This is a genomic window from Chitinophaga sp. LS1, from assembly GCF_034274695.1.
Classification (GTDB): domain Bacteria; phylum Bacteroidota; class Bacteroidia; order Chitinophagales; family Chitinophagaceae; genus Chitinophaga.
In genome coordinates this window covers 2,525,326-2,551,808 of sequence record NZ_CP128362.1, presented here as the reverse complement: position 1 = coordinate 2,551,808, position 26,483 = coordinate 2,525,326, and the positions used below count along the sequence as shown (strand labels likewise).

The window sequence follows — 26,483 nt, the reverse complement described above, 5'->3', positions numbered from 1 at the left end:
AAAGAGGGTGTATCACAAGTTAGATACACCCTCTTTTAATTCGGATACCTGGTGGAGCCAGATTTCATTTTATGCATTTCTCAGGAGTTTCATTTATTTGTGATACACCCTCTTTTTTTACCGGGGCCTGCGGCTGGCTATGAATGCAGCCTTATTCTTTAACGCGTAAGCGTCCTTCTTCATCTCTTATAATAATTTCCTCACTGATCATAAATTGCGTTACCTCCATCAATTCTGCTTCATCCACCTCTTTCAGCTTATTCTGAATCACTTCCCATTCAAGAGGAACCCCACTCAGCTCTGCCAATAACAACCCCGATATCGCCTTAAAATCAGCCGGTTTTTTCTTCTGCGCTATACATACATCACAGATACCACAAGGCTGTGCATCGTGTTCTCCAAAATACTGTACTAATAACTGTGTCCGACACTGCTTTTTATTCCGAACATACTCCAACATCGCATCCAGCCTATCCTTGTAAGCCTTCATTCTCGCCTTTACCCGTTCTGTATCTATCCTTAAATGTTGCGTAGATACCCGCTGCTCTACAAAGGATAACTGTGGTACTGTCTTACGTTGTTTATACCGGATTATCCCGCGCTGATGCAGCTGTTGTAAGCCCAGTATCACCTCCGGTTCTTTGATACGCAGAATCCGCAGGAGCTGCCTTTCATACACCGGAACGGGGTTATCAAAAATCCCTTCATAAGTGCGTAATAAAGTTTGCACCAGAGCAGACAACGCCGGTTGTGCAGCATCAAATGCAAACAACGTTTGCCTGTTAACAATAAATTCCACCATTGAAGGCATAAACACACTCTCACTCAGCTGCAAAATACCTTCCTGCTCCAATATGCGCAGAGCACTATATGCCACTGTTATATTCAGTTCGAATTTCTGTACGAAGTCATTGATATCAAAATCAAAATACACGCCTTCTCCTCCACCTACCGGCACCTGCAAATAATTCACCAGTGCCTGATACACACCTCTCACCTGATCCTGACCGGGAAACTGCAAAGCAATCATCTCCGTCATTCTATCCAGCTCTGAAGAATGGTACAACAATACAGCAAAGGCCTTCTGCTCATCTCTCCCACCTCTGCCAGCTTCCTGATAATAGCCCTCCAGGCTCTCCGGCGCATCTGCATGTATCACCACTCTTACATCCGGCTTATCGATCCCCATCCCAAATGCGTTGGTACACACCATCACCCTGATCCTGCCCTCTATCCACAATTCCTGGCGGGCAGTGCGTTCCTCTCCTGTTAGTCCGGCATGATAATAACTGGCAGAAATCCCGTTCTGTTCCAGCATATCCGCCAGCTCACGGGTGCCTTTCCGGTTACGGCAATAAATGATGGCACTACCGGGTACACGTTGTAAGATGTGTAATAACTTAGGTTGCTTATCGCCTTCTTCAATGACGCTGTAGGAAAGATTGCTACGTACAAAACTCTTGCTAAAAATAGCCGGCTTTTGCATGCGCAGCTTTTCGCAGATGTCCTGCTGGACCTTTGGGGTAGCCGATGCGGTGAGTGCTAATACCGGTACTCCCGGAAACTGTGTTCTGATCTCTGCGATCTCCAGATAGGCAGGTCTGAAATCATACCCCCATTGAGAAATACAGTGTGCTTCATCTATTGCCAGCAACGTAACCGGCAATCCATCACAGTATTCTAAAAACCGACGACTCTGTAATCGCTCAGGCGATACATAGAGAAACTTATATGAACCGCGACGTGCCTCTTCCAGCAACTTCTCCACATCCTGATAATACATACCCGCATAGATAGCTGCAGCAGGAATATGCCGGCTACGCAAATTTGCCACCTGATCCTTCATCAATGCAATCAGGGGTGTGACTACCAGGCAAAGCCCTTCTTTCATGAGTGCCGGTACCTGGAAGCAGATGGATTTTCCACCTCCGGTGGGCATCAGCGCAAGTGTATCCTGCCCATTGCAGACAGACTGAATAATGTCTTCCTGCAAAGGACGGAATTGGTCATAGCCCCAGTATTTTTTCAGTATTTCTGTTGGAGTAGTCACACTGTAAATGTAACTATATTACTCTCTTATACCGCAGGCGCACAGAATTCGCGGCCAGTACGATATCTGAAAGCGCCATCACACCTGCACCGGATATAGGGCTCAATACCCCAAAGGCGGCAAATGGAATGGCAATCACATTGTACAGGAATGCCCAGAAAAGGTTCTGTTGTATAGTGAGGAAAGTGTGTTTACCCAGGCCCAATGCAAGTGGCAGGGAAGACAATTTGCTATTTAATAAGATCACATTGGCACTCTGCATAGCGATATGCGTGGCATCACTGAGGGAGATACCAATCGTTGCCCTGGCCAGTGCCGGTGCATCGTTGATACCATCACCCACCATGGCTACCGGTGCGGTTTGCATAAGACGATCTATTTGCTGTAATTTCTGTTCTGGTGTCTGGCTGGAATATACTTCCTGGATGCCTGTCAACGCAGCCAGTTCACGACATTTACGTTCAGTATCTCCACTCAGCAGCACGGGTGTAATACCTCTGCTTTGCAACATAGCCACCATTTCTGCTGCATCAGGTCTTACTTCATCGATCAGGTCTATCCAGCCTGTCAGCTGACCATTCTTCAGCAGGTAGAGGTTATGGCTATCATCAGCAGTCGTATGTTTCGCCATTTCAAAGGAACCCAGCTGCCATTCATTGCCTGCGGAGTCTTTTGCCTGCATACCACGACCTTTTATTTCACGGATCTGTGTCAGCTTCACTTCTCCTTCCTTCTTCCAGATACTCACAAGTGAACGGGCAATGGGGTGAGAAGAGAATTTCTCCAGGCTATACACTGTCTGGGCAAACTCCTTTTCGGTCATCCCTTCGTAGTGATAATTGCCCAGTTGCAGTTTGCCGGTAGTGAGGGTACCGGTTTTATCCAGCACCACGTATTTTATATCCTTAAAGGCTTCCAGGGTTTGGGCACCTTTGATGAGAATACCATTTTTTGCCGCTCTGCCCAATCCCACCATAACAGCTGCCGGCGTAGCAAGTCCCATAGCACATGGACAGGCGATGACCAGTACAGCGATACTCCGCATAATAGCGGCGCCGATGGTGATATGACCAAATATCGCCCAACCTAAAAAGGTCAGTACCGCAATGCCTAATACCAATGGTACGAAGATGGCACTGATCTTATCAGCCAGCTTCTGCATGGGCGGTTTATTGCCCTGTGCCTGTTTTACGAGGTCGATGATGTATGAGAGAACGGTATCTTTTCCGGTAGCGGTGATGAACATTTTGATACTACCTTCTTCCAGGATAGTGCCGCCAATACCTTTATCTTTTTCGCCTTTACGTAGAGGGGTGCTTTCACCAGTGATCATAGATTCATTGATGAGGCCACTCCCCCAATAGATAGTGCCATCCATGGGGATCATATCGCCCGTATTCACCAATACTTTATCACCAGTGCGCAGGGCCTGGTTGTCTACTACATGAATATGTTCATGATCACCGTGTTCTTCAATACGACTGGCTGTTGTAACCTGCATCTTTGCAAGGGCAGTAATTGCAGTAGTGGTTTGCTTTACAGAACGCTCTTCCAGCAGGTTGCCCAGGAATACCAGGGTGATGATAGCGGCAGCCGTTTCGTAAAACATATAGTCAGGGCCCAGGTGCAGGATTGTACCAGTAAGGCTATAGCCATAAGCAGCGATGGCGCCCAAAGCAATCAGCACATCCATATTCGCCATCCCGTTTACAAGAGAGCGGATCGCACTCCGGCCAAAATGCCACATCCCCGTCAGGAAAACGGGTGTAGCGAGGCAAAGCTGCACAACAGGATCATGGAGCCATGCCCAGTGTACCCACATATGTAATAACAAAGGAGCTGTAAAGATGGCGCAGAAAACAAACTTAAATGTCAGTGTACGCAGAAAAGCCGCCTTGGGTTGAGGTTGGTTAGGTAATACCACCTGGTAACCCAGCTGATCGATACCGGAGAGAATATCGTTTGGATTTGTATCAATTCCTTCCGGCAGGGTAAAACTCAATTCCTCTGTGGCAAAACTCACATTCACATCCTGCATACCTTTGTGCTGAAGGTATTTAGATACCGTCAAGGCACAACTGGTACAGTTCATTCCTTTAACTTTACAACTGATCGTTTCCATTAGTGACTGATTAACGTTACAAAGGTATCCACCCCCGATTCATGTGAATAAAATATTAATGCAACGGAGTGGCAAGCCAATATGAAAGTAACAGAAAATCAATTGTTTCTGTAAAGTCTTTTATTAATGCAACGCGGTATCAACCAATAGATTACGGTTATTTAATTACATTTACGAGATGGAATGGACCTTTACTATTGAGGAACTGCCTAAGATAGCCCAAAGTTTCTGGGCACAATATGGGGCGCAACAGATTTTTACCCTTGAAGGAGCTATGGGTGCCGGCAAAACTACTTTTGTAAAGGCACTGTGTGCGGCAAAAGGCGTGGAGGATACGACTGCCAGTCCGACCTTCTCCATTATTAACCAGTACAACTACCGTACAAATGGCGGTGTAACACGTAATATCTATCACCTGGATCTGTATCGGTTACGTGATGAAGAAGAGGCCATAGGCGCGGGTGTAGAGGATACCCTCTACCAGGAGGGCGCAATATGTTTTGTAGAATGGCCGGATATCATCCAGGACTTATTACCTGCAGACACCATTCGATTGCAATTGACAGTATTACCTGATCAGCGGAGACAGCTGCGGGTTTCCTGATACATTGCTTTGTACAAATAATGTATCTTTGATTACAAGGAAAAATTCACCCGGATCAATTTTGACAACTATATGGAGCAAAGGCAAAAACCTGTTGTGAGTGCTGGCTTTACATATTCACCACTGGAAGAAACGTTGGATATTCCACAGAAAAATTCCCGTTTATTCATAGGTATTCCAAAAGAAACGTCCTTCCAGGAAAACCGCATTGCGCTAACACCCGATGCGGTAAGTATACTGGCCAGCAATGGTCATCATATCGTGGTAGAACATAAGGCAGGCGATGGCTCTCATTTTTATGACACAGATTTTTCAGAAGCCGGCGCCGAAATATTGTACGATAAGAAAGAAGTATACAAAGCGGAGATCATTGTAAAATCAGCCCCACTCAACGATGAGGAAATAGAGCTGCTGCATCCTCACCAGATCGTGATCTCTCCCATCCACCTGGCTGCCCTGAAAATAGAGCAGGTCCAGAAGATGATGGAGAAGCGGATTACCCTGCTCTCGTTCGAGAATCTCAAAGACGATGCAGGCACCTACCCTATTGTAAGAGCTATGAGTGAGATAGCTGGTGGCGCCGTCATGCTGCTGGCCAGTCAGTACCTGAGCAACAGCAATAAAGGGAAAGGTATTCTGTTGGGCGGCGTAACGGGTATACCTCCTACCAAAGTAGTGATCATCGGCGCAGGCATTGTAGGCGAATTTGCAGCGCGTACTGCCATGGCCCTGGGTTCTTCTGTAAAAGTATTCGACAATAACATCTACAAACTGAAACGCCTGCAAAACAACATCGGCGTTCGTGTATTTACCTCCGTTATTCAGCCCAAAGTACTGGCAGAACAGCTGCGGAATGCTGATGTAGCAGTCGGCGCTTTGTCTTCACAGTCAGGCCGTACACCTATTGTAGTCTCCGAATCAATGGTGAGCAACATGAAAGCAGGATCTGTGATTGTAGATGTAAGTATAGATAGAGGCGGTTGTTTTGAAACATCAGAGATCACCAGTCATGAAAACCCGATATTCAAGAAGTACGATGTAATACACTATTGCGTACCTAATATTCCATCAGGATTTGCACGCACAGCATCTGAAGCTATCAGTAATGTACTGATGCCATTATTGCTCGAAGCGGCGGATGATGGTGGTTTTGAGAATTTGGTGTGGATCAAGAGAGGCGTGCGGAATGGGATCTATCTCTATAAAGGGGCATTGACCAACTATCACCTGAGTGAAAAGTTCAAACTAAAATATACTGACCTCGAGCTGCTACTGGCAGTGAAGGGATAAGAAAAAGCTTCTGCCCTGGCAGAAGCTTTTTTATTATAATCTTACTCCGGCTATTATCTGTAATGAATTGACCGGCATAGAGACCATTGCCGTTGGCATCCATCCTGTCGTAGTAGCACCGCGAACTTCCAGCTGGAAGCGGCTTACCTTCACACCAACTCCGCCAACAAGAGATTGTTCCAGTTTGCGAAATCCTCTCAGGGAATCTTGTTGAGGAATAGCTACTGTCCCGGGAACATAATTTTGCTATCCATACGTGGTCATAGCAAACAGGCACCCCATCAGGGGTAATATAATCTTCTTCATGCTGGGTATACGGATTATTTACTTTTCTTAGCCTACAGTCAGGTTGTATCCCATCGCCATAGCTGCCAGGATAGCACCTCCTACAAGTATGCGGTATACACCCCATACGCGGAAACCGTATCTTTTCAATACGCCGATAAAGAACTTGATGGCAATCAATGCCACAATAAATGCAATGACAAAACCAATAATTAGCAACTGGAAATTGCCGGTATTGCTTGCCAGGGCATCTTTGCTTTTATACAGGTCGTAGCAGGTAGCTGCAAACATGGTTGGTACGGCCAGGAAAAACGAGAATTCAGCAGCAGCATTGCGGGTCAGCTTTTGCTGCATACCACCGATGATGGATGCCGCACTGCGGCTCACACCAGGAATCAACGCCAGGCACTGGAAAAAGCCAATGCGGATAGCCCTGAAATTGTCCACTTGTTCATCCTTGTCAATGGTTGGATTCTTAAACCAGTTGTCCACAAACAATAATACAATCCCCCCCAGGAACAGGCTGGCCGCAACCACCGCAGGAGAACCCATCAGGTCCTTGATCTTGTGATGGAACAGAAAACCCAGGATCAGCGCAGGAATGGTAGCCAGTACCAGTTTGATATAAAAGGGAATGCGGTTCTTATCGAACACAAAAAATTTCTTCCAGTACAAAACTACGACAGCTAATATTGCCCCCAGCTGTATTACAATTTCAAACAATTTAGTAAACTCGTCGTCTCCAATACCCAGCATTGCACTGGCAATGACCATGTGACCGGTAGACGAAATGGGTAAAAACTCGGTTAATCCTTCAACAATAGCAATGATAATGGCATCCAGAATGCTCATGGAAATAGCTGATTTATCCGTTTAAATAAAAAAAAAGCGATGAATCAGTATCATCGCCTGTATTATAATAAGTTGCAGGTATTATTGCTTTGGTTTACGCATAATCGCAAAAACCTCTACTGCCAGACCCAGCAGGATCACGATAGGCGCCAGGGTAATACGCTGGAAACTATACACTTCTTCTGGTTTGAATTTGGTAGCATCATCATTGTAACCACCAGTCATCAGCAGAAAGCCGACTACAGTGATCACCAGACCCGCTATCATCAATTTATAGTTATCTTTTGCAAAAACAGGGCGGCTATCAATGACTGCCTTATCTGCTTGTTTGGTTTCTTTAATCATATGATGTAGAAAATTATCAATCAATATAAATCATCCAGTTTCAGTCGCAGGTATTTCATTACCGAACGATGCGTGCTCACCAGCGAGATAAAGATACCTATTACAATCATGCCTATAAATAGGACAGATGTCATAAAGTAATCCCGCATGGCACTGAGCTCTGGAAGTAACTGGTCTGCAAAATAGAGAATCCCTATCAAACCGGCAATAGCCAATATGGCACTCAGGGCCCCATTGATGATACTACGCAGGTCGAAAGGCTTGGCTATGAACCACCTGGTGGCTCCTACCATCTGCATGGTCTTGATCAGGAAGCGGTTGCTGAACATGGCCAGACGTATCGTATTGTCTATCAGTACGATGACTACCAGCGCCAACATAACAGAGATACCGAGGATCACGAACCCGATCTTACGCACATTCTCATTCAGCTTGGATACCAGCCCTCTCTGGTAAGAAATTTCTCTAACTATACTCTGCTGACCCAGATTTGCCTCGATCACTGCCAGGCTGTCCGGATTTACATACCGGGCATTACCTTTTATATTGATACTGGCATACAATGGGTTATACTGCAACAGGGTGATAAAATCCTCTCCAAACTCCTTTTTAAAGCGCTCGGCCGCCATATCTTTGGATACGTATTCGATCGACTTAACATAAGGCCTGCCAGCAATGGAATCACGAAGAGCGATCGCCTGCTCTTCTTTCACGTTGTCCCTTAGGATCACCTGAATTTCAATGCTTTCTTTAAAATATTCACTTAGCTTATTAGCATGTATCACTATAAGACCCAAGGTTCCCAGCAGGAACAGGACAAGTGCCACTCCAATAATGGAATACAAATAAGAAGGTTTGGATTTTTTTGAAGATGATTTCCCGGGTTGCTGCGCCATTAAACTACCGTTTATAGGCGAAAATAATAAAAATTAACAGTTATGTTTACTTTTGTCATCCTTTAACGTTATTTTAAGTCAACTAGGACGTAGCGTTACGTCCGGTTAATTCAACAATTATATGGAATATAATTTCAGGGCTATTGAGAAAAAGTGGCAGGACGCCTGGGGCAGCTCGAATGCTTACAGGGTTAGCATCAATAGCCAAAAGCCCAAGTGCTATGTACTTGATATGTTTCCTTATCCATCAGGAGCGGGCCTCCATGTAGGTCATCCGCTGGGATATATTTCGTCTGATATCTATGCTCGTTATAAAAGACTAAAAGGCTTTAATGTACTACATCCCATGGGCTGGGATGCCTTTGGTCTGCCAGCAGAACAGTATGCCCTGGAAACAGGTCAGCACCCTGCGGTGACTACTGCCGAAAATATTGCGGCCTTCCGTAAACAACTGGGTAACATCGGATTTTGCTTTGACTGGGAAAGAGAAGTGAATACCAGCAATCCCGATTACTATAAATGGACACAATGGATCTTCCTCCAACTGTTCGACAGCTGGTTTGACCGTAGTGCCCGGAAAGCTAAACGCATTCCTGAACTGACCGCTACCTTTGAAAAAGAAGGTAACAAAGCCCACGAATGCCCTGGCGATCGTACCCTTACCTTCTCTGCCGAAGAGTGGAAAGGCTATGATGAAGCCCGTCAGCGTGAGATCCTCATGCATTACCGCATCGCGTTCCTCGCTTACGCAGAGGTGAACTGGTGTGCCGCACTGGGTACCGTTCTGGCCAATGATGAAGTAGTAAATGGTGTTAGTGAACGTGGTGGTTTCCCTGTAGTAAAGAAGAAAATGCGCCAGTGGTTCCTCCGTATCACTGAGTATGCAAACCGCCTGCTCGAGGGTCTGGAAACTGTGAACTACAGCGAAGCTATGAAGGAAATGCAGCGTAACTGGATCGGCAAGAGCCAGGGTGCTGAAATCACCTTCAGGTTTGATGGTAACGACAATGAAGGATTAAGAGTCTATACCACCCGCCCCGATACCATCTTTGGTGTAGACTTCATGGTAGTAGCTCCTGAGCATGAGCTGGTAGCTAAGATCACAACTTCTGAAAATAAAGCAGCTGTTGATAAATACCTGGATTATGTTCAAAGCCGTTCTGAACGTGAACGTATGGCAGAGGTCAAACAAATCACCGGTTGCTTTACAGGTGCTTATGTACTGAATCCATTCAATGGCAAACGTATCCCGGTATGGATCTCTGAATACGTACTGGCAGGTTATGGTACTGGTGCAATCATGGCAGTACCATGCGGCGACCAGCGTGACTTTGGCTTTGCAAAACACTTTAATATTCCTATTACAAATATCATCGGTGATGCATTTGATGGTGCTGAAGCAAATCCTACCAAAGATGCAGTGCTGCAGAACAGCGACTTCCTGAATGGCGTACCTATGAAGCAGGCAATGGAGCTGGTAGCTGATAAGGTAGAAGCCATGGGTATCGGTAAAAAGCAGACTAACTTCAGAATGCGTGACGCCGGCTTTAGCCGTCAGCGTTACTGGGGTGAGCCATTCCCGATCGTGTACAAAAATGGTATCCCATACGCTGTAGACGAAAGCGAATTGCCTGTTGAATTGCCACATGTAGACACCTACAAACCAGGTGAAGATGGTGAAGGCCCGCTGGCTAACATCACTGACTGGGTAAATATAGATGCAAATACCAAACGTGAAACCAACACCATGCCTGGTTATGCAGGTAGTAGCTGGTACTTCCTGCGCTATGCAGATCCTTCCAACAAGGAGGAGTTTGCAAGCCGTGCAGCGACTGACTACTGGAACCAGGTAGATGTATATATCGGTGGTACAGAACATGCGGTAGGCCACCTGCTGTATTCACGTCTGTGGACTAAAGTACTGTTTGACCTGGGTTATATTGGTTTTGATGAGCCTTACAAGAAGCTGATCAACCAGGGTATGATTCAGGGTTCCTCCAGGTTTGTAAAGCGTTTAAGATTCATCCACAGCGACCACCATGTAGGTGCTGATGAAATTGAACCTATCACACTGCCGGATAACAAACAGGTATATATCTCTAATAGTTACACCGATATCCGTATCAAAGACATTATCGAATTGATTAGAGCACAGGATGCTTCATTAGCTGAATTCCTGGATTCTATGAAGGTGAACAATGTACTGGAAAGCCAAATCCATATGAATGTAAACTTCGTGGATGGTGTAGTGCTGGATATAGACGCTGCCAGAAAATGGAAACCTGATTTTGCGAATGCAATCTTCTTATTACAGGATGGCCAGTTCACCTGTAAATCAGAAGTAGAGAAGATGAGTAAGCGATTGTACAATACCGTCAACCCGGATGTACTTGTTGAAAAATACGGCGCCGATACCTTCCGCATGTACGAAATGTTCCTCGGTCCTGTAGAGCAGTCCAAACCATGGGATACCAAAGGTATCGAAGGTGTACACCGCTTCCTCAAAAAACTCTGGCGTCTCTATGCTGATGAGCAAAAAGGCATGATCGTAAAAGATGGTGAAGCAACGCCTGAAGAACTGAAGATCCTGCACAAGACCATTCAGAAAATCGATAGCGATACTGAAAACTTCTCTTACAATACCGCTGTAAGCCAGTTTATGATCTGTGTCAATGAACTGAGCAGTCTCAAGTGCAACAAACGTAGCGTACTGGAACCAGTACTCATCCTGCTTACACCTTATGCACCGCATATCGCTGAAGAGCTGTGGCACCTGCTGGGTAATACAACCACTATTCTCGACGCTCCATACCCTGTATTCGAAGAGAAGTATGTAAAGGAAGACGCATTCAACTACCCTATCGCAGTGAATGGTAAAACCCGTACAGAACTCAGCTTCCCGCTGGATACAGACAACACTGCCCTCGAACAGACTGTACTGGCCAACGAAGTCGTACAGAAATGGATAGAAGGCAAACCTGTGAAGAAAGTAGTGATTGTAAAAGGAAGAATGATCAATATTGTTGTTTAATAAATATAGGCTGGCGCAATGCCAGCCTTCTTTTTTACTATGTTAACCGGGATCTTACAACGCCATCAACCGTTCCAGCCAGTCGTACTCTTTGATCCCACAAAGGATCACCTGTACCCAATGGACTTTACTGCCGCTAATACAGCGCTGACACCGGACATTCTGGACGATGAACATCGTTTCAGTGACTACGTCACCCAACTATTAGCCAAACACAATGCCGTATTCGGTATAGGCGGATATAACGAACATAGGACCATCTATTCCCGTAGTGCACATTTCGATACAGAAGGCGAACCACGCCGCTTACACTTGGGTGTCGATATCTGGGGACCTGCAGGCACACCTGTATATGCCCCACTCAATGGGCATGTTCATAGTTTTCAATTCAACAACCAATTGGGAGATTATGGGGCTACGATCATCTTAAAACACATGCTGGACGGTGTCACTTTTCATACCCTATACGGGCACATGAGTGTAGCTGATCTGGAAGGATTAAAACCCGATGCACCTGTGGCTGCGGGTCAGATCATCGCCCACTTCGGGCCACTGGCGGAGAATGGCCATTGGCCTCCACACCTCCACTTCCAGCTCATCATCGATATGGAAGGGAAGGCGGGAGACTATCCTGGCGTATGTCGTTATAGTGAAAGAGAAAGATACCTGGCTAATTGCCCTGATCCAAACCTCATCTTAGCGTTTTAATACGCCCTCTTTATCTATCCTGGTAGGCGTATCTGTACCATCTACTATGCTACGCGCACTGATGGCAATTGCCTGTATAGTTGAAGTGATATTCTTAATGTCTAATGAACTGACTTCATCACCTACACTATGATAGAGTTTATCTGAATCAATCTGGTCTGTAGAAATGGTATGCGCCGGTACACCTTGCCTGGCAAGAGTTGCATTGTCTGAACGATAGAACAGTTGCTGGTCCGGATAAGGATCCGGATAAAAATGGAAGGCGGAATTCTGCAGGTTCTTCTCAAGGATCTTTCCAAAATCAGAACGTTCATAACCGGTTATAAATGCACTGTTCTTACCGAACTTGGATTCCTTCCCGATCATCTCAATATTGAACATCGCTACTACCTTTTCAGGATCCTGCTGCTGAGAGAAATATTTAGAACCATATCCACCTATTTCTTCCGCCGTAAATGCAACAAAGATGATGGATCTGGCTGGCGGATGCTGTTTGTAATACTTCGCAAGCATGACCACCGCTGTTACACCACTGGCATCATCATCTGCTCCATTGGCAATGCTATCCGTACCTACTGGTTTTACAATACCCAGGTGATCGTAGTGGCCGGAGAAGATAACATACTCATCTGGTTTTGTTTTCCCCTTGATCATTCCCACGATATTACTGAGGTATAAAGGAGTAACCTGCTGATTCGCTTTCACCTGCCAGCTTTTGACATCTTCTCCCTGTTTAAGTACTAATACTACCGTAGGCAGGCTATCCTGAAATTTACCGCCTCTTGACTGTACATTCTCATAGAACTTTTTAAAGTCTTCTGTATGCGCAGCATCTACCCATACAATAGTATTCTTTTTTACATCTCTGATTTTTCTCAGCGATTCATAAAACTGTTCGGAAGCCGGCAGCGATACAGATGCGACATCACTCTTTTCGTTCCAGTCAATATTCGTTGTTACACCAATCAGGATCACGCTGCCTTCATGCGCTCTTTCCCCGTTCAGGTACAGTTCCTGTGTACCGGGAGTAGTATTGAAGCGATGAAATGCCTGACGGAAACTGGCAGCGCCTGTCAATGGTTGAAGACCGGCTTTACTATATTCTTTTTCAAGAAACTGAGCCGCTTTTTCAATACCGGGCTCAAAGGTTTTACGCCCCTGCATATCATCGGCAGCAAGGGTAGTAATAATACGTTTTACTTCCTGCTCCTTTATGTCCTGTGCGTATGTGGTGAGGGTGGAGACACTGAAAAGGAGGGTTAAAATGCGCGTGTATTTCATATTGAGAGGTTGCTAATTATCAAATATAACCGAAAATTCGAAGCTGCCACAGGCGATTTTTTGGTAACTTTCACCCTGATATGTCGAATCCGATAAGACCAGATGAAGTCCGCCCAAGTGCGGCAGAAAAGGAGTTTGAAAACAGCATACGGCCCAAAGAAATCGTCGATTTCTCGGGACAGGAGCAGATTATTGAGAACCTCAAGATCTTTATCAAGGCCGCCAAACTGAGAGGCGAAGCGCTGGACCATGTGCTTTTTCACGGCCCTCCCGGATTGGGTAAAACAACGCTGTCACGCATTGTCTCCAACGAAATGGGGGTCAACATCCGTGAAACCTCCGGCCCTGTGATCGAGAAACCCGGTGATCTGGCCGGTCTGCTCACCAACCTCGAGCCGAAGGATGTGCTGTTCATAGATGAAATTCACCGGCTCAGTACCGTGGTGGAAGAATACCTCTATTCTGCCATGGAAGACTACCGCATCGATATCATGATCGATACAGGTCCAAGCGCCCGTGCCATCCAGATCTCATTACATCCGTTTACTCTCATAGGGGCTACTACCCGTTCAGGGTTACTCACTGCTCCCCTGCTCTCCCGCTTTGGTATCAAGTCAAGGCTGGAATACTATAACTCCGCTACCCTGCAAAAGATCATCTGGCGTGCCGCCGGCCTGCTCGAAACAAAGATCACCAGCGAGGCTGCAATGGAAATAGCGCGGAGATCGAGAGGTACCCCTCGTATTGCCAACGGCTTACTGAGAAGGGTAAGAGACTTTGCACAGGTAGTGGGAAACGGCACCATCGATATGGATATTGCTAAATTCAGCCTGAAAGCACTGAACGTAGATGAATACGGGCTGGACGAAATGGATAACCGTATCCTGCAGGTTATTATCGAAAACTTTAAAGGTGGTCCGGTGGGTATAACCACCATCGCTACAGCTGTAGGCGAAGAAGCCGGCACACTGGAAGAAGTGTATGAACCATTCCTCATACAGGAAGGGTTTATCAAGCGTACCCCACGTGGAAGGGAAGTAACAGAGAAAGCATATGTACACCTCGGCAAAACACCCAGAAGTGGTGCCAGCGGTGGCTTACTATTTTAATTAAAATACTAAAGGGCTGACCATTGTATCGCTGGTCAGCCCTTCCTCCTCAAAACGGTGATCAGGGAGTTTGTTTAATCTTTAACCAAACTTTTCTTCTTATAATTTACTCCCCCTTCGTACCAATCAATCTTTACCAATATATATAACTACTACATCACATAATAAGAGTACACGGGCGGTGTTTCCGGTACATGATTGTCATTCAGCATCTGCCGCAGATCCCTTTCAATAGTACGCGCAATAGCCGTCATTGGCGTATCAGTTGGTTTGTTATCAAACGGATCCTGCAGGTGTATCGCCATCTTCTCAATCAACAGGAAAGACGATGCGATCGCACCTACCAGCGGCACTGCTGCGTAACCAAAAAACTCTATCACTCCAAACGGTAATAACATGATAAAGAAGTTCAATGCAAAATGTATATACAAGCTGTAGGTTGAAGGAAATACAGTATTCTTAATACGCTCACACTTACCCATGCTATCACTGAACTTATTCAATGTAGAATCTATCTGCACCTGCTGATAAGCATTGATCCAGTCACGTTGCAGCGCTATCTGCAAATCCTTTGCATGCAGCTCCAGCAATGCCATCGGCACATTCGCAAAGCGTGCTACATACGCTACTTCTCTCTTAGGGATCAGTCGCTCCAGCCCTTCTGTTGCAGACAATCCTCTCAGTTGCTGACCCAGTGAATAACACCATGCCATCTGTCTGCGTATCATTCTTTCACGCAACCGTTCTGCCTCTTCCGGAAATTCATTACTATGTATAAAAGTGAGTACTTCTCTTGTAAAAGAGCGGGAATCGTTCACGATGGCGCCCCACACTGTACGTGCCTCCCACCAGCGATCATACGCCTGGTTAGACCGGAACGCGAGCAGCAGTGATATTACTGTACCCATAATCATTGGTACACTCAATGGGATGTTGATAGTTTCTTTCAGATTGAACCGGTCATGTAATAACACTATTACAAGAGTATATAATACAACCAACGCGATTTCATATTTTATCTTCCCAAACACATATCTAAAGGGTATATTTTTCTTGAGTAGCATAAGACCTGTAGTTTTAGAGTGATTTACAAATAGCGCTCCCCCCTCCTTAAAGGGAAAGAGCACTACTCAAACAGACACATCTATATTTCAAATAGTTCTGACATTGCCGACACCAGCATCCGCTCTTTCTTCTTCAGCGATACATGGTGTACGGGTAGGTTGCTCTTCCTGATCAGTGCTGCCGGATCATAACTGTTGGGTGATGCCTTGCGGAAATTAAATTCAGCAGGACATACAATCGCATCAATATTGTGGTACAACAAAAAGTTGCGGAACACCCCATTGCTGCGGCCCATCAGAAACTCGGTTTTCAGCGACCGGATGGCTGAGCCATATTTATTCTTTAATATTTCACTGGCCTCCTTATAATCTTCGGTGATCAGATCATAGTGTGATGACCTCCTTGACAACATCATCAGATCCATGATAGAACCCGGCATCTGCAATGCATGCATCATCACAATATTCAAGGGTTCACCAGCCCCAAAGCGATCTACAACATGATGAACTACACGAAGAGACCTGATGGAAAAATCTGTAGGGATCAAAATATGTTTCATGTGCTTTGATTTATAACACAAAACTATTTCCACGAGATTAAGAACCCGTAAGCAGGAGATAAAAGAAGATTAAAAATGTGGTAAGAATCCGGTAAAATGGGGTAAGAAACCGGTAAGAACTACGCTACCGGCAGGGTGATCCTTATCTCTGTTCCCTTGCCCTGCTGGCTGTTTACAATGATATTGCCCCCGTGCAGACGGATGATATTACGGGATAATGGCAACCCGATACCATATCCTTTATAACCACTTGTATTAGAAGCGCGGAAGAAAGGATCATAGATAAATGGCAATTCAGATGCAGGAATACCAATCCCCTGATCCTGGATCAACAGGATAATATTGGTATCAGTAGCGGCCAAAGCCACACTCACCGGGTGGTTATCAGAATACTTGCAGGCATTCTGTACAATATTGCTGAATGCCAGGTGCAATAACTGCGCATCTCCCAGAATGAAGAGCTTTGCCTCATCTTCCGGCAACATGGAATAATCTATTTCTACTTTATTATCAGGATTGATCTGGTCAATGGTATCTTTTACGGAGAAGATCAGCTCATCCACCCGTATCCGTTCACGTTGTTGGCCCTTACCGCCAAACCCTGTCTGGGCAAGGCGCAGCAAGCTCTTTGTGATGTGTTCCAGGCGTTCGGCTTCTCCCAGTATCACTTGTATGGACTGCCTGTATTCCGCATCTGAGCGTTGCTTATTCAATGCCAGTTCCGCTTCGCCAATGATAGCGGTGAGCGGTGTTCCCAGTTCATGAGAGGCATTACTTACAAAGTTGTTCTGTGTTTCGAAAGCCGTTTCCAGCCTGTCCAGCATGTTATTGAACGTCTGTGCCAGTTCGAACATCTCATCGTTACTATCAGGCGAATCCAGCCGCAGGTGAAGGTTATGGGCCCTGATGTTTTTTACCTGGGCAGTCATGACCCTTACGGGTTGCAGAATGTATCTCGAAAAGAAGAACCCCGCTGCCAGTACCAGTATGCCGGCAGTACCCAGGCAAATGGTCAGTACGTGCTTCAGATCCGCCATGTAACGGCGGCCAAAGTCATTGCGGGCAGAGACAATCACGATATAGCGGTCAGGATCTGAGCCAAATTCAACACCAGTAAAGAAAATATCACCACTACGATGATTCGCTTTCCCCTGCAACTGTACCATTTCAAAGAAAGAACCAGGCAGGGCAGCCAATGAAGTGGGGCGGTTAAAATGCCCTTCCTTATCCAGCTTCAGGAAGTATTCCTTTTCATAAGGCATACGTTCCAGGTGCTCATTACGGATTTCCGTATAGGTAGCACTGTTATCTCTGTCTTTGATCAGGGCAGCACGCGCGGCAACGATGGCGCGTATTTCAAGACGTTTATAAAAGTCAGTAAAAGAGTATTGATTGGCGAGAAAGTAAGCACCACCAGCTATCAGCGTGATGATAAAAACTGTCAGTGCAGTAAACAGGATCAGTATTTTGACACGTATACTCATGCTTCTTCTTTCAGCATATAACCCATACCAACCACAGTCTGGATAAGGGCTGGCAGGTCTTTTCGGTTTACTTTCCTGCGGAGGTAATTCACATATACATCCACTACCTTGGTATTCATATTAAAGTCGATGCCCCACACATTTTCCAGGATCTCCATTCTTGACAACACACGACGGGGATTGCGCAGAAAATATTCCAGCAGCCGGTATTCTGTAGCAGTAAGTGTGATGCTTTCCCCGCTACGGCTGGCGCTTTTAGTATCTGTATTCAGTTCCAGGTCGGCGAGTTTGAGCAGGTTGGCAGCAGGAAGAACGGCGACAGTATTGTCCGGTTGTCTTCTTAATAAAGAGCGGATCCGGGCCAGCAGCTCCGCCTGTTTAAAGGGTTTGATCAGGTAATCATCTGCCCCGCTATCCAGTCCGGATACTACATTCTCCGTAGAACCCAGTGCGGTAAGCATCAGGATGGGGGTCTTATTTTGTTGGGTGCGCAGTTCCTTGCACACGGCAATTCCACTCATGCCCGGTAGCATCACATCGAGTATGATGAGCTGAAACGGATGTTCCATGGCCATTTGCAGACCGGTGGGCCCATCCATGGCTACAGTCACATCATATCCTGCTTCAGTAAGATATCGGTGTATGAAGGATACAACTGCCGGTTCGTCCTCTATTAACAATAATTTCATGCGCTATCAAAAATAAGGCTGACTGAAAAGATACGAATCTTTTCAGTCAGCCTAAGAGCTATTTTAAAGTCTAATCTTTCACCACCAGACGGAAACCGTTACCGTGAATGTTCACGATTTCAATATTCGTATCCTCCTTCAGGTATTTGCGCAGCTTGGCAATATACACGTCCATACTACGACCGTTGAAATAAGTATCGCTGCCCCATATCTTTTTCAGCGCCAGTTCACGTGGCAGCAAGTCATTCTTATGCTCGCACAGCATGCGTAACAGTTCGTTCTCTTTTGGAGAGAGCGTATGTGTTTCACCATCGCGGGCCAGGGTACGCAGTCGGGAATTGAATTCGTAGCGACCTATTTTAAATTCGTGTATATCTTCCTCTTTGCTGTTCAGTTCCTGGTTTCTTTTCAGGATCGCTTTGATCTTCAACAGGAGCAGTTCACTGTCAAATGGCTTGGCAATATAGTCATCAGCACCCAGCTTATATCCCTGGATGATGTCTTCTTTCATTGTTTTGGCAGAGAGGAAGAATAAAGGAATATCAGGATCTACATCCCGGATTTCCTCGGCTAGTTTAAAACCATCCATATTAGGCATCATGATATCCAGCAGGCAAATGTCAAATTTCTCCCTCCTGAAGGCAGCCAGCGCCAGAATGCCATCACGGCACAACTCCACGTCATAATCGTTCAGTTCAAGATAATTTTTGAGCACCATACCCAGGTTGGTATCATCCTCTGCCAGTAATATCTTTGGTTTACGTTCTTCCATATATAATAAAGTATTAATGTACAAACAAATATAGTCAGTCAGATGTTCACATAAAGTTAAAATAAGCCCAACTGCGATTATTTTGAGATGAGAGAGGAAAATGGATAGCGAATATTCTTGTACCCGATCATATCTACCTTAATACTACCCACGGAGATAGGACTATCAATACGGAGAGGGATCTTATTGCCATCGTCACTTACCCATACGCTCATTTTCTCCCCGCCTTCGAACATAGAACCTTGCAGCAGCAGGGGGGCGAACCGGATGGCCCGAAACTTACCAAACTTGGTTTCTACGATTTCCTTACCAATATAGCGTACATAGATGTTGTAGACCTTGTCGTCGAGGAACATATTGAAAGGGATCTTATCGCCTGGCTTATATTTATTAAAATCAATATTACGGGCGTAGTAGATAGCGCTGATCACGTCCTGCACGCAGGGGGGCACCTTGTAACTGCCTTTGGTACTGACTGCGGTATGCTGTGCCTGATAAAAGCTTACATCATTATGTAGCCGGTACCCGCCTTCCTCTACATCGCGGAGGAACTTCATGGGCATCATATTGGCCGTATCTATAAAACTCTGGTATTTGTCGCGGACCTTAAAGAACCAGTCGTAGGTTCTGTAAGTCTTACCTTCTGCGGAGATGTGGTAGACGTCTTTGCCGTTGAACTTTTCAAGATTACAGTTAAACGTAGCTTCACCGGCACCAATATATACTCTTCCCAGGGTATAGAAAACTTTGAACGTAATACTCTCGCCTGCTTTAAAGCTGGTATTCGTGATACCACAAAATTCGTTTTGTGCATACAGGGGGCGGATAATGGCCAGACTAAAAACAACTGTGAGTAGAATGAACCGCATTGACGAAGCTATTTTTCCTTAAAAATCTTAATTCCCAGCAACAGCACACTACCTAAAATGGCCGGTATCACTAGGTTTACCAACCAGATAATGACGGTTGCAGCTATGATAGCAGGACTGTTCATACTGAGGAATCCCATGAAATACAGGCTTATTTTGCCTCTCAGACCCAGTTCCGCGATGGCGATGGTTGGAACCATAGCCATAACGAGATAAATGACAGCGTTCATCAAAAATCCTTGCCACCACAGCATTTCCACGCCCAATGTGTCTAGCAAAATCAAATACTGTGCCGAGAAGACCATATACCGTAAGGCCGAGAGGAGCAATAAGTGTTCGAGGTCTGTATCGGAGTAACGAACAATAATTTGCACAAAGATCCGGGCCTTCCTTAACAATGGTATTCTTTCAAAGATTGATAGGATGATCTGCAGCCGAAAATATAACAATATGATCAAGCCACAAATTATCAGGAGGCATCCAAACGATATTTTTTCCCATATGGAATAGCCCGTACTATGCTCAGCCCTGACTGGCGTGAAGTTAGCCACAAAGTAGACAAAGCCAGTTAACCCAAAGATAATAGTAACTATGAGCTGGCTAAAGCTACCCACCATTGTAGCAGCGATTGCCTTTAATTTGCTTCTATTATTACGGACATAGAGTACCCGCCCCCCATATTCTCCGATTCGGTTAGGTGTATTGATGGAAAATGAGACACCAGAGAGAATGGCCCTGAACGCACGAAAAAACGACATGGGCTGAAGGGGTTGGATCAGCATTTGCCACTTGCGGGCTTCCAGCCCCCAGTTGACCAGCATGCCTATCAAAACCAATAGCATGGCCACAACGCCTTTATGCTCAAGGGTATCTACCATTTGCTGAAGAGAACTCTTTAAATTAGGTTGGTGGAGCAGTTGGGTATAAATGGACCAGGCTAACCAGGTAAAAAGGACTGCTCCCAGCAGGTAATTGAGAATTATTTTGGTATTTTTGTTCAGACATCAAGATTTTGGCAAAAATAAACTGTGGTTGGCAAACAAGTCGAAAATAATTCTCGGTATTGATCCGGGTACATTGGTAATGGGCTACGGACTCATTCTGGTGGAAGGGACGAAAGCCAGCCTGCTGGAAATGGATGTGTTAAAACTATCCCGTCACAAAGATCACTACGAAAGGTTGCAATTGATACACGCCCGTGTAAATGAACTGATACGCTTGCATAAACCGGCTTCCTGCGCAATTGAGGCCCCTTTTTTTGGTAAGAACGTACAAAGTATGCTCAAACTGGGCAGGGCACAGGGGGTGGCCATCGCTACTGCCATGCAGGCCGGCGTACCAGTGACTGAGTATTCACCCAAAAAAATAAAACAGTCCATTACCGGCAATGGTAATGCTAATAAAGAACAAATCTGGCAAATGCTCCAAAGGATCCTGAAATTTTCAGAACGCCCTGATTATCTGGATGCTACAGATGCTGTCGCAGTGGCTGTCTGCCATTTTTTCCAGGAGTCCACCGTCATGCCCGATACCAGCAAGGCAAAGGGTTGGGACGCATTTCTACAGAAAAATCCTGGTCGTATAGTCGGTTAATTATAGGGATTAGCGTATAGGTTTTCCAGAAGTTAATAAATTGTATTTACTTTGAATCAAAATCTTCATAACTCGCTCCCCCTGATGACACATGGAGCTATACGCCATAAACTATGGTATTTTATATAATCAGCATCAAGCTATGAAAGCAAGAATCCTATTGGTGGAAGATGATCAAAATGTTGGTGCGGTAACAAAGAAGCGATTAGAAGAAGCAGGCTACGATGTGGTACATAGCACAGACGGACAAATGGCCTGGGAGCAGTTCCAGTTACGAACCTTTGATATATGTTTACTGGATGTGGTAATGCCCAAAAAAGACGGTTTCACACTGGCAGAACAAATCCGGAGAAAAAACGACTTCATTCCTATCCTCTTTCTCACCTCGAAAGCAATGGATGAAGATAAAATTAAAGGATTTAAAACAGGAGCAGACGACTATATTACCAAACCATTCAGCATGCAGGAACTCTTGCTGCGCATTGAAGTATTCCTGAAAAGAACCAAAAGTGCCGTAAACACTACGACTGAGAAACGCACGCAGTATAACATCGGCAAACTCACCTTTGACTATAATGACCTCATTCTTCGCGAAAAGAACGGAGAGGTTTCCAGCACGCTTACACAAAAAGAAGCTGACCTGCTCAAATACCTTTGCGATAATGCTAACAAAACGCTGAAAAGAGAAGAGATCCTCTTCCACGTTTGGGGCAAAGATGACTATTTCCTGGGCCGCAGTATGGACGTGTTCATTACCAAGCTGAGGAAACATTTCAGAACAGATCCCGCTATAAAGCTGGAAACCCTCCATGGTGTAGGCTTCCGCTTTAACGTGCCAGGGCAGCTGTAATCTGCTCCTGAACAGCCTTGAACTCAGCCTCTGACAGCTTGAGCTTAGGACGCTGGAAGTTCATATCGTCAATTGAATTAATAGGTATCAGATGCATATGTGCATGCGGTACTTCCAAACCAACCACACTCATACCTACACGATTGCATGGAAATGCATGCTCTATCGCCTGCGCAATTGGCTTAGCAAACAACAACCACTCGCCCAGCAAATCATCCGTCACATCGAAGAATTTGTCTATCTCCACCTTTGGAACAATCAATGTATGCCCCTTCACTAATGGAAAAATATCCAGGAAAGCATAAAAACTATCATTCTCAGCTATACGGTAGCTGGGAATTTCACCGTTGATGATTTTCGTAAATACAGATGACATAATGCGGTTTTTTAAAGAAGCTTAAAGGTAAAAAAAAAGCCTTCCGCATGATACGGAAGGCCCTGATATCTTCAGAGAGATTATTATATTGTAATATCCTCTACCTTGAGTTTAATTACACCATTAGGAGTAGAGATTTCTGCAACATCACCTATCACTTTGCCCAGCAATCCCTTCCCAATGGGAGAAGTCACTGAGATCTTGTTCGCTTTCAGGTCCGCCTCTTTCTCCGACACCAACTGATAGGTCACGGTTTTCTTAGTACCTACATTTGTAATAGTCACTTTACATAAAATAGATACTTTGGAGGTATCAATGGATTCTGCGTCTACTATTCTGGCAGTAGCGATCGCATTTTCTAGTGTGGCCAGCTTGGCCTCATGTAAACCCTGCGCCTCTTTTGCTGCGTCATACTCCGCATTTTCCTTCAAGTCACCTTTCTCTCTGGCTTCCGAAATAGCCCTGGCAATTTCTGCCCGGCCTTTTGTTTTTAGGAAATTGAGCTCTTCACGCATCTGGTCCAGGGTCTCCTTGGTAACGTAGTTAATACCAGACATAACGTTATTTAGTTTAAGAATAAAGAAAAAAAATCAACGCCCCCGTTTGCACAGAAGCGTTGTAAATTTGTATTAAAGCAAATATAACGAAAAAATGCTGAATCCCCTAAAGAATGTCACATATAGGGTAATCTTAATGCATGAATCTGCCATCCCGGAATTGTAAGCATTCCTAATGATAAATTCTCCCTGCAAGCTTATATCACATGCAACTTCTCTAACACAATCCTGGCCATATTAATGCTCGCCTCATGGGTATATCCCGCTATGTGCGGTGTCATCACTACATTCGGAAAATTCAGCAGTTTTTGCAGCTGCGCTCTCTCTTCCTGACTATAAGTAGCCAGCTTTTCATTCTCCTGTACATCCAGTGCCGCCCCTCTCAGCAATCCCTCTTCCAGCGCCTGGATCAGATCCGGTGTGTGCACGATCTTCCCCCTCGCCGCATTCAGGAACCAGATGGGTCTGTGGAAGGAACGGAAGAAGGCAAGGTTCGCCAGGTGTCTGGTTTCCGCTGTCAGTGGCAGATGCACACTCACAATCTCAGCTTCGGCAAACAGTTGCTCCATCGTCGCTTCCTGTACATGATCGTTGCTGAAACCGGTTTTATATTTATCATAAGCCAGGATCTTTGGCTCAAAGCCTCTCAGCTTACGCGCATAAGCACTGCCAGTATTACCATACCCAATGATGCCTACCGTACGGCCGCCTATTTCAAAACCCCTGTTCCCATCTCTTTCATAAATGCCCTGGCGCAATTCCAGGTTACTCTTCAGCACATTGTTCATCATACACAACAGCATACCAACCATCTGCTCACCAACCGCTTCCCTGTTTCCCTCCGGACTGCTGGCACAATGAATACCCTTGCTCTCCGCATACGCCACATCGATCAGCTCCATACCGCTACCCAGTCGCCCGATCCATTGCAATTGCGATGCACGGTTTATAACAGGCTGGTCTATCTTCATGCGGGTGGTTACAATCAATCCTACGTATTCGTGAATAGCTCCAAGTAGCTCCTCGTATGTAATGGCAGGCTGGTAGCTGACTTCAAATCCCTTCTCTTCCAACCTGTCAATTAAGTAATTGTGCGCTTTAGCTGTAATTAATACTTTCCTGCTCATATCATCTTGTGGGATAATGCTACAAAATCTGCTACGGTCAGCTCTTCTGCCCGTTTGGTAAAGATGCTGTCCTGTAGTACTTCCTTATCAAATAATGTTTTTAACGGATTTCGCAATTGCTTACGACGCTGGCCAAAAGCAGTTTTTACCAGGTTCTTAAATTTCCGCTCATTCTGAATATCATAATTCTCTTCCAGCCTGTGCAAACGAATCACTGCCGACTTCACCTTCGGAGGCGGATTGAAACAGGTCTCACTCACTTCAAACAGGTATTCTACCCTGTAATAAGCCTGAATGAACACACTCAAAATGCCATAGTCCTTATTCCCATGCTTTGCAGCAATGCGCAAAGCCACCTCTTTCTGGAACATCCCGACTACACAGGGTACCTGCTCCTTCCAGTCCAGTATGCGAAACATGATCTGGGAAGAAATGTTGTACGGGAAGTTGCCAATAACATTGAATTTCCCCTCAAACGGCGGCTTCACATCCAGAAAACTCTCATTAATGAGCTTTCCCTGAATGGCGGGATATGTCTTCTGGAGGTATGCTACCTTTTCAGTGTCCAGCTCTACAGCCTTGAATGAAGTATCTGGCAGTTCAAGGAGGTATTTTGTAATGGCGCCCGCACCAGGCCCCACTTCCAGCACTTGCTGATTCGGAATTACAGGTAGTGAATCAACAATCTTTCTGCAGATGTTTTCGTCCTTGAGAAAGTGCTGCCCAAGCGATTTTTTAAGTGTATACATGTTCAGGTGTCAAAATTACGGAAATCAGTTTGAATAAGTTTCTCCCTTAATTCTTGTTATATTTGCCCATTATTTCTCAAAACGCATGAGTAGCAACGCCCAGACAAACAAGCCGGTAATTGGTATCACCGTTGGTGATATTAACAGCATTGGCGCCGAATTGATTATCAAGACCTTTGCGGATAACAGAATGCTGGAGTTTTGTACCCCGGTGATATTTGCTTCCAACAAGACGATCAACTTCTATCGCAAGTTGATGAATGAGAACAACTTCAACTATCAGAGTCTGAAAGAATTCTCCAGGCTGAACCACAAGCAGGTGAATGTATTCAACTGCTGGGAAGAAGAAGTACAGATCACACCAGGTATACTGAATGAAACAGGCGGTAAATACGCTGCCCGTTCCCTCGCAGTCGCCATCGAATGCCTGAAAAACGGTGAAATAGATGGTCTGGTGACCGCTCCGATCCACAAAAAGAACATACAGAGCGAGCAGTTCAATTACACTGGTCACACCCCTTACCTCAGAGATGCCTTTGAAGCAAAAGATGTGCTCATGTTTATGACTGCCGATAATATGCGTGTAGGATTGCTCACCGAGCATGTACCTATCCGTGATGTAGCAAAATATGTGACCCGCGAAAACATCCTGGCCAAACTGACCATGATGAAAGATAGCCTGATCAGAGACTTTGGTATCGACCAGCCACGCATTGCAGTACTGGGTCTGAACCCACATGCCGGCGATGATGGCCTGATCGGTGACGAAGAACTGAGAGAGATCATCCCTGCTATTGACCATGCAAAGAACCATGGTATTCTTTGCTTTGGCCCTTATAGCGCCGATGCCTTCTTTGCAAGGAATATGCACGCCGCCTTCGATGGCGTACTGGCTATGTACCACGACCAGGGCCTGATACCATTCAAGTCACTGGCTACCGGCGAAGGGATCAACTTCACGGCAGGTCTGCCTATCGTACGCACTTCTCCTGACCATGGTACTGCATTTGATATTGCAGGTAAAAACCTGGCAGATCACTTTTCTTTCCGCCAGGCGATCTTCTCCTGTCTGGATATTATTGAGAAGAGAGAACAGTATGACGAGAACACGCTGAACCCACTCAAGAAAATTGAATTAGCTTCTGAATAGCATAGAAAAATGGCCGTCTCAAAACTTCGGGACGGCCATGTTTTTTGAAAATGCTTTTCATCCCCCGTTG

25 protein-coding genes are annotated in these 26,483 nt (G+C 45.4%); 8 read left to right on the top strand and 17 right to left on the bottom strand.

Features of this window, described 5'->3' with window-relative positions; genetic code table 11:
- Positions 1-151 precede the first annotated feature (151 nt).
- Positions 152-2,050: an ATP-dependent DNA helicase RecQ gene (locus QQL36_RS10630; RefSeq protein ID WP_321569697.1), complete on the bottom strand. Its 1,899-nt coding sequence runs from the start codon at positions 2,048-2,050 to the stop codon at positions 152-154.
- Positions 2,051-2,063: 13 nt separating this feature from the next.
- Positions 2,064-4,172, bottom strand: coding sequence for a cation-translocating P-type ATPase (locus tag QQL36_RS10625; protein WP_321569696.1), 2,109 nt, complete (start codon positions 4,170-4,172; stop codon positions 2,064-2,066).
- Positions 4,173-4,350: 178 nt separating this feature from the next.
- Here QQL36_RS10625 and tsaE point away from each other — a divergent pair, with 178 nt between their 5' ends.
- Both tsaE and QQL36_RS10615 read left to right on the top strand, forming a co-directional pair.
- Positions 4,351-4,776, top strand: coding sequence for a tRNA (adenosine(37)-N6)-threonylcarbamoyltransferase complex ATPase subunit type 1 TsaE (tsaE, locus tag QQL36_RS10620; protein ID WP_083724110.1), 426 nt, complete (start codon positions 4,351-4,353; stop codon positions 4,774-4,776).
- A gap of 72 nt (positions 4,777-4,848) precedes the next feature.
- Complete coding sequence (locus QQL36_RS10615) at positions 4,849-6,066, top strand: alanine dehydrogenase (protein WP_083724108.1); 1,218 nt, start codon at positions 4,849-4,851, stop codon at positions 6,064-6,066.
- Between the two features lie 333 nt (positions 6,067-6,399).
- Here the strand turns inward: QQL36_RS10615 and QQL36_RS10610 are convergent, their stop codons facing one another.
- The 3 genes from QQL36_RS10610 to QQL36_RS10600 all read right to left on the bottom strand — a co-directional run bounded on the left by QQL36_RS10610 (position 6,400) and on the right by QQL36_RS10600 (position 8,444).
- Entirely contained in the window at positions 6,400-7,203 is an 804-nt protein-coding gene (locus tag QQL36_RS10610) for an undecaprenyl-diphosphate phosphatase (RefSeq protein WP_083724104.1), read from the bottom strand.
- A gap of 81 nt (positions 7,204-7,284) precedes the next feature.
- Entirely contained in the window at positions 7,285-7,548 is a 264-nt protein-coding gene (locus QQL36_RS10605; RefSeq protein WP_321569695.1) for a DUF3098 domain-containing protein, read from the bottom strand.
- Positions 7,549-7,568: 20 nt separating this feature from the next.
- Entirely contained in the window at positions 7,569-8,444 is an 876-nt protein-coding gene (locus QQL36_RS10600; RefSeq protein ID WP_321569694.1) for a cell division protein FtsX, read from the bottom strand.
- A 121-nt stretch (positions 8,445-8,565) separates the two neighbouring features.
- Between QQL36_RS10600 and QQL36_RS10595 the strand changes: the two genes are divergently transcribed.
- Together QQL36_RS10595 and QQL36_RS10590 are read left to right on the top strand one after the other, a co-directional pair.
- Positions 8,566-11,475, top strand: a complete 2,910-nt coding sequence (locus tag QQL36_RS10595; protein WP_321569693.1) for a leucine--tRNA ligase — start codon at positions 8,566-8,568, stop codon at positions 11,473-11,475.
- Between the two features lie 39 nt (positions 11,476-11,514).
- Positions 11,515-12,183, top strand: a complete 669-nt coding sequence (locus QQL36_RS10590) for a peptidoglycan DD-metalloendopeptidase family protein (RefSeq protein WP_321569692.1) — start codon at positions 11,515-11,517, stop codon at positions 12,181-12,183.
- Here QQL36_RS10590 and QQL36_RS10585 read toward each other — a convergent pair.
- Positions 12,172-13,464, bottom strand: coding sequence for a M28 family metallopeptidase (locus QQL36_RS10585; protein ID WP_321569691.1), 1,293 nt, complete (start codon positions 13,462-13,464; stop codon positions 12,172-12,174). The genes QQL36_RS10590 and QQL36_RS10585 overlap by 12 nt on opposite strands.
- Positions 13,465-13,556: 92 nt before the next feature.
- Here QQL36_RS10585 and ruvB point away from each other — a divergent pair, with 92 nt between their 5' ends.
- Positions 13,557-14,573 carry a Holliday junction branch migration DNA helicase RuvB gene (gene ruvB, locus QQL36_RS10580; RefSeq protein ID WP_415751073.1) on the top strand — a complete coding sequence of 339 codons (1,017 nt, stop codon included), beginning with the start codon at positions 13,557-13,559 and terminating at the stop codon, positions 14,571-14,573.
- Positions 14,574-14,725: 152 nt separating this feature from the next.
- Here the strand turns inward: ruvB and QQL36_RS10575 are convergent, their stop codons facing one another.
- The 7 genes from QQL36_RS10575 to QQL36_RS10545 form a co-directional block, all read right to left on the bottom strand.
- Positions 14,726-15,637, bottom strand: a complete 912-nt coding sequence (locus QQL36_RS10575; RefSeq protein ID WP_083724093.1) for a bestrophin family protein — start codon at positions 15,635-15,637, stop codon at positions 14,726-14,728.
- Positions 15,638-15,717: 80 nt separating this feature from the next.
- Complete coding sequence (locus QQL36_RS10570) at positions 15,718-16,197, bottom strand: hypothetical protein (protein WP_083724091.1); 480 nt, start codon at positions 16,195-16,197, stop codon at positions 15,718-15,720.
- Between the two features lie 119 nt (positions 16,198-16,316).
- Positions 16,317-17,681, bottom strand: coding sequence for a HAMP domain-containing sensor histidine kinase (locus QQL36_RS10565; RefSeq protein WP_321569690.1), 1,365 nt, complete (start codon positions 17,679-17,681; stop codon positions 16,317-16,319).
- A complete protein-coding gene (locus QQL36_RS10560; protein WP_083724087.1) occupies positions 17,678-18,370 on the bottom strand; it encodes a response regulator transcription factor in 693 nt (230 codons plus the stop codon). Before QQL36_RS10560 ends, QQL36_RS10565 begins: the two co-directional genes overlap by 4 nt.
- A gap of 70 nt (positions 18,371-18,440) precedes the next feature.
- A complete protein-coding gene (locus tag QQL36_RS10555) occupies positions 18,441-19,142 on the bottom strand; it encodes a response regulator transcription factor (RefSeq protein ID WP_083724085.1) in 702 nt (233 codons plus the stop codon).
- Positions 19,143-19,219: 77 nt separating this feature from the next.
- A complete protein-coding gene (locus QQL36_RS10550) occupies positions 19,220-20,011 on the bottom strand; it encodes a DUF3108 domain-containing protein (protein ID WP_083724083.1) in 792 nt (263 codons plus the stop codon).
- A gap of 8 nt (positions 20,012-20,019) precedes the next feature.
- Positions 20,020-20,889 (bottom strand): hypothetical protein, encoded by an 870-nt coding sequence (locus tag QQL36_RS10545; protein WP_415751056.1) that lies wholly within the window; start codon positions 20,887-20,889, stop codon positions 20,020-20,022.
- A gap of 154 nt (positions 20,890-21,043) precedes the next feature.
- Here QQL36_RS10545 and ruvC point away from each other — a divergent pair, with 154 nt between their 5' ends.
- Positions 21,044-21,604, top strand: coding sequence for a crossover junction endodeoxyribonuclease RuvC (ruvC, locus tag QQL36_RS10540; RefSeq protein ID WP_235643754.1), 561 nt, complete (start codon positions 21,044-21,046; stop codon positions 21,602-21,604).
- A 142-nt stretch (positions 21,605-21,746) separates the two neighbouring features.
- Positions 21,747-22,454 carry a response regulator transcription factor gene (locus QQL36_RS10535; protein WP_083724077.1) on the top strand — a complete coding sequence of 236 codons (708 nt, stop codon included), beginning with the start codon at positions 21,747-21,749 and terminating at the stop codon, positions 22,452-22,454.
- Here QQL36_RS10535 and QQL36_RS10530 read toward each other — a convergent pair.
- The 4 genes from QQL36_RS10530 to rsmA all read right to left on the bottom strand — a co-directional run bounded on the left by QQL36_RS10530 (position 22,432) and on the right by rsmA (position 25,263).
- Entirely contained in the window at positions 22,432-22,830 is a 399-nt protein-coding gene (locus tag QQL36_RS10530) for an HIT family protein (RefSeq protein WP_083724075.1), read from the bottom strand. The two genes, QQL36_RS10535 and QQL36_RS10530, sit on opposite strands and share 23 nt — an antisense overlap.
- A gap of 83 nt (positions 22,831-22,913) precedes the next feature.
- Positions 22,914-23,387: a transcription elongation factor GreA gene (gene greA, locus QQL36_RS10525; protein WP_083724073.1), complete on the bottom strand. Its 474-nt coding sequence runs from the start codon at positions 23,385-23,387 to the stop codon at positions 22,914-22,916.
- 197 nt (positions 23,388-23,584) lie between these two features.
- On the bottom strand, positions 23,585-24,514 hold the full coding sequence (locus tag QQL36_RS10520) for an NAD(P)-dependent oxidoreductase (protein ID WP_083724071.1): 930 nt from the start codon (positions 24,512-24,514) through the stop codon (positions 23,585-23,587).
- On the bottom strand, positions 24,511-25,263 hold the full coding sequence (gene rsmA, locus QQL36_RS10515; protein WP_321569689.1) for a 16S rRNA (adenine(1518)-N(6)/adenine(1519)-N(6))-dimethyltransferase RsmA: 753 nt from the start codon (positions 25,261-25,263) through the stop codon (positions 24,511-24,513). The genes QQL36_RS10520 and rsmA overlap by 4 nt, the downstream gene beginning before the upstream one ends.
- Before the next feature lie 85 nt (positions 25,264-25,348).
- Here rsmA and pdxA point away from each other — a divergent pair, with 85 nt between their 5' ends.
- Positions 25,349-26,413 (top strand): 4-hydroxythreonine-4-phosphate dehydrogenase PdxA, encoded by a 1,065-nt coding sequence (pdxA, locus tag QQL36_RS10510; protein ID WP_083724067.1) that lies wholly within the window; start codon positions 25,349-25,351, stop codon positions 26,411-26,413.
- Positions 26,414-26,483: the final 70 nt, after the last annotated feature.